Raw genomic sequence first — 3,936 nt, forward strand, 5'->3', positions numbered from 1 at the left:
CGACCGCCCTTCTCCTTCCACCTCCGGCGGCGTATGTAGATGAAAGCCTCGCGGCCGGCTATGGGGAAGGTCTGGATCTCACAGGGATTCATATACCCGCACCGGACCACCTCTTTCGCCTCCGTCAGCTCCGGGGGATAATGGCTCTCGTCGTCCTTCTCGTCCATATAGAGTCGGTATACCCCGCACTCCTTTTTCACCTCCTTGAACTCGAAGTCCCGAAGGATCTCCTCCGGGACAAAGGCCGAAATCAACTCCCTTATCTCTGCTGTTTCCATATGCTCTAACTACTTCCTCATCTACTATCTATTGTCTCCTCAACAATGGTAATCTCTTTTTACTCCCCGTCCCAGCACATCAAAATGCGAATTAGCCAAAATAGATAGATAGGGGCCTTTGCTATTGCCTTTAATCGGTATTTTGACTACCTTTGCTGTCAGAAACGTCAGAGATGGGATGACTTCCCACTCCGTTTTAATTCGACTAACAAGCCCGGAAGTGTGGGTGAGTGGCTGAAACCAGCAGTTTGCTAAACTGCCAAACGAGTAATCGTTTCACGAGTTCGAATCTCGTCGCTTCCGCTGAGCGTCAGTAATGATGCAGAGAGAAAGACCTCCATCGGATGATTTCCGATGGAGGTCTTTTCTGCACGCCGAGCCGACCGAACCGCCATAAATGAAAAAGCCCGCTCATACAGGCGTAACCTTGTATGAGCGGGCTTTAGTGGTGGAGATGGAGGGATTCGAACCCTCGTCCAAACATGGAACCAAGCTGCTTTCTACACGTTTAGCTCTGATCGGATTTTCGACGCGAGAGGAGGGACAGAGCAACCGACTCCCACGCTTAGTCTCTTAAGTGTCGTCGCCGATGAAAGACGCATCGACAACCCTTCCCGATACATCAGCACCACCTGATCAAGCCACCTCGGGATCACGGGCCTTGGGTGATGTCTCGCCGCGAGCAATTGCTCAAGCGAAAAAGCAGTAAACCCTAAGGTTTACGCTGCGAGAGCGTAGTTATTTTCGCCAGTTAAAAAGTTTGCTACCCGAGTTAGAGTGCCGGATAACCTACACTACGTGCTTACACAGGTCGACTCTACATGCTGTCAAATCCTGTCATCCCCTCTGGAATATATGTCACAAAGGTACGACTTCCGTGCTAAACCTGCAAGGCAGCCCTGTTATTCTAATATTTATGGGTAATTTTGCTACTGAACCGTTATTATATGAGGGTATCGGCAGGAATAATGTTAGAGCCTACTCTCGATAGGCAAAACGTATGTTACAAGATAAGATCAAGCAGCTGAGTGAGGAGATCCAAGCCCTCCCTCAGCCTACTACAGAGGAAGAGTACGAGTCTCTCCGACTCAAGTATATCAGCCGTAAGGGAGCCCTCAATGGGGTGATCTCAGACTTTAAGTCCGTACCGAAGGAGGACAAGCGTGAGATCGGTATCCTGATCAATGAGCTGAAGCAGGTTACGGAGCAAAAGTTTCAGACCTTCCGCTCGGTCCTCGACCGGGCGAGTGAGTCGTCCCGGCTCTTAGACCTCGACCTGACACGCTCATCTGCGCAGGTACCGGTAGGAGGACGCCACCCGCTCAACTTAGTTCGCGACGAGATCATCCGTATCTTTGGTCACCTTGGATTCAGCATCGCCGTGGGACCTGAGGTGGAGGATGACTGGCATGTCTTCGAGGCGCTCAATTTTCCCCCCGATCACCCGGCTCGTGACATGCAGGACACCTTCTTCGTCAGCCATGATCCTCAGATCCTGCTCCGGACCCACACCTCCTCCGTACAGACGAGGGTGATGGGTGAGCAGAAGCCGCCGATCCGTATCATCTGCCCGGGTAGGGTGTACCGCAATGAAGCTGTCTCCGCACGGGCACACTGCTTCTTCCACCAGGTGGAGGCGCTCTATATCGACGAGCATGTGACCTTCACCGACCTGCGTAAGGTGCTCCTCCACTTCGCCCACGAAATGTTTGGGCCCGAGACGCAGATCCGACTCAGACCCTCCTACTTCCCCTTCACCGAGCCCAGTGCTGAGATGGACATCTCCTGCAACCTCTGTGGAGGAAAGGGCTGCTCCTTCTGCAAGCATACCGGCTGGGTCGAGATACTCGGGTGCGGTATGGTGCATCCCAATGTCCTCGAGGCCTGTGGTATCGACTCCAGTCGCTACACCGGCTTTGCCCTCGGCATGGGCATCGAGCGGATCACCAACCTAAAGTACACCGTCGATGACCTCCGGCTCTTCTCTGAGAACGATCTCCGGTTCCTTAGCCAATTCCAGAGCGAAAAGTGATGACGATCAAGGAGCGAGTAGACGGGGTGATTGAGCGATTTGAGTCCGCCAATCCTCATCCGCAGACAGCACTGCACTACGGCACGCCGTACCAGTTTCTGGTCGCCGTGCTCCTCTCGGCGCAGTGTACAGATGAGCGGATCAATATGGTGACTCCTGCGCTCTTTGCCGCCTATCCTTCGCCCCTGGAGATGTCACGAGCGTCTGAGGAAGAGATCCTAACCTACATCCGGAGCGTCACCTATCCCAATAGCAAGGCGCGCTACCTCAAGCAGTCCGCTGAGTCGATCGTACAGGACCATGGTGGGACTGTCCCCGAGACACTGAAGGAGCTGATGAGTCTTCAGGGAGTGGGGCGCAAGACCGCCAATGTCTATCTCTCCGTAATTATCGGAGAACCAAGGATAGGGGTCGACACTCACGTCTACCGTGTCTCCAGGCGCATAGGGCTGGTCCCTCAGACAGCCAATAACGTCCTCAAGGTGGAGGAGTCTCTTATGCGCCGCATCCCGAGGAAGTACTGGAATCGCATCCATCACTGGCTCATCCTCCATGGTCGTCAGATCTGCTTTGCGCGCAATCCCCACTGCCTCACCTGCCCGATCTCCGACTACTGCCGACACTACGCACGTCGGTACGATGCCGGTGGTGTAGAGAAAATATAGCCAATCCCCATCATATCACACTCTCCTCATGGCACGAAACACACCCATCATCCCTTACATCCCAGTCCTGGACGCCCTGGATCTCACTTCGAATGAAGTACTTATGGAGGAGCAGGCACTGCGGTTGCCCATTATGACCAATAACTGGCCGGACCAGTACGGATATATCCCGGTGAGTGCGGTCAGTGTCGCCTATACGGACACCGGTATCTACCTCAGATTCTTCAGCCGGGGACGTGGTCTCCGAGCCACGATATCAGAGGATGGTGATCGTGTGCACCTGGATAGCTGCGTGGAGGCCTTCCTCCGTCTGCCGGGTGATGAGAAGTACTATAATTTTGAATTCAATTGCATCGGCGCATGCGATGCTTCGCATAGAAGGAGCCGCGAGGAGAGCGACCCACTATCCCCCGCAGACTACCAGGAGATCAGACGAGCTGCAAGTGAGCGAAGGGACACCCTCTTCGAGCAGCGACAGGGTATCCAGAGCTTCTGGGTATCGGTAAAGATAAGCTGGCGCATATTTGGGCTATTGCGTACGACAGAGATCCCAGATCACATCGAGGGTAACTTCTACAAGTGTGGGGACGAAACAGTGATGCCGCACTTCGCATCATGGCAGCCGATCGTGAGCCAGAAGCCTGATTTTCATCGACCGGAGTCCTTTGCGCGACTGGATCTGGCGAAGCGCAAGTGACTCATCACTTGTATCGGTAGTTAAGGGTCAGTCTCGGTGCACTGAGACTAATCTCCCCGAGCCGCGGGACTTGACATCGGCTTTCGTGGAGAAGTCCTAAAATGGCCGCGCTCTCGGTGCGATGAATTCTATGATTTCTATTACCGGTATTAGTTGAGACTAATACCGGTAACAGTTTCTCCTAATACCGGTATTAGATCAGACTAATACCGATATTAGTCTGAGGACATCTCCACATGATCCGGATCTGAGGTCAGGATTATG

Annotated in this window: 4 protein-coding genes, 1 tRNA gene and 1 other RNA gene; 4 read left to right on the forward strand and 2 right to left on the reverse strand. The window is 53.5% G+C overall.

The genetic code is table 11. The annotated features are described in order from the left end of the window. Window positions 1–278, reverse strand: a 278-nt coding sequence (locus B088_RS08025) for an ISAon1 family transposase N-terminal region protein (protein WP_018107912.1), incomplete at its 3' end; no start/stop codon positions are given. A gap of 216 nt (window positions 279–494) precedes the next feature. Here B088_RS08025 and B088_RS08030 point away from each other — a divergent pair. Next, a tRNA-Ser gene (locus tag B088_RS08030) sits at window positions 495–581 on the forward strand. A gap of 143 nt (window positions 582–724) precedes the next feature. Here the strand turns inward: B088_RS08030 and ssrA are convergent. Further along, window positions 725–1,123: a transfer-messenger RNA gene (gene ssrA, locus B088_RS08525) on the reverse strand. A gap of 155 nt (window positions 1,124–1,278) precedes the next feature. Here ssrA and pheS point away from each other — a divergent pair. The 3 genes from pheS to B088_RS08045 are packed head-to-tail and all read left to right on the forward strand — an operon-like array spanning window position 1,279 to window position 3,672. Then, complete coding sequence (pheS, locus tag B088_RS08035) at window positions 1,279–2,310, forward strand: phenylalanine--tRNA ligase subunit alpha (protein ID WP_018107913.1); 1,032 nt, start codon at window positions 1,279–1,281, stop codon at window positions 2,308–2,310. Beyond that, complete coding sequence (gene nth, locus B088_RS08040; RefSeq protein ID WP_018107914.1) at window positions 2,310–2,975, forward strand: endonuclease III; 666 nt, start codon at window positions 2,310–2,312, stop codon at window positions 2,973–2,975. The genes pheS and nth overlap by 1 nt, the downstream gene beginning before the upstream one ends. Window positions 2,976–3,003: 28 nt before the next feature. Then, window positions 3,004–3,672, forward strand: a complete 669-nt coding sequence (locus B088_RS08045; protein ID WP_018107915.1) for a carbohydrate-binding family 9-like protein — start codon at window positions 3,004–3,006, stop codon at window positions 3,670–3,672. Window positions 3,673–3,936 lie beyond the last annotated feature (264 nt).

Origin of the sequence: Porphyromonas bennonis DSM 23058 = JCM 16335 (assembly GCF_000375645.1) — a bacterium.
Classification (GTDB): domain Bacteria; phylum Bacteroidota; class Bacteroidia; order Bacteroidales; family Porphyromonadaceae; genus Porphyromonas_A; species Porphyromonas_A bennonis.

Excerpts from the sequence above, each read along its gene's own strand:
- pheS (WP_018107913.1), top strand. The coding sequence starts at position 1,279 with ATGTTACAAGATAAGATCAAGCAGCTGAGTGAGGAGATCCAAGCCCTC.
- nth (WP_018107914.1), top strand. The coding sequence starts at position 2,310 with ATGACGATCAAGGAGCGAGTAGACGGGGTGATTGAGCGATTTGAGTCC.
- B088_RS08045 (WP_018107915.1), top strand. The coding sequence starts at position 3,004 with ATGGCACGAAACACACCCATCATCCCTTACATCCCAGTCCTGGACGCC.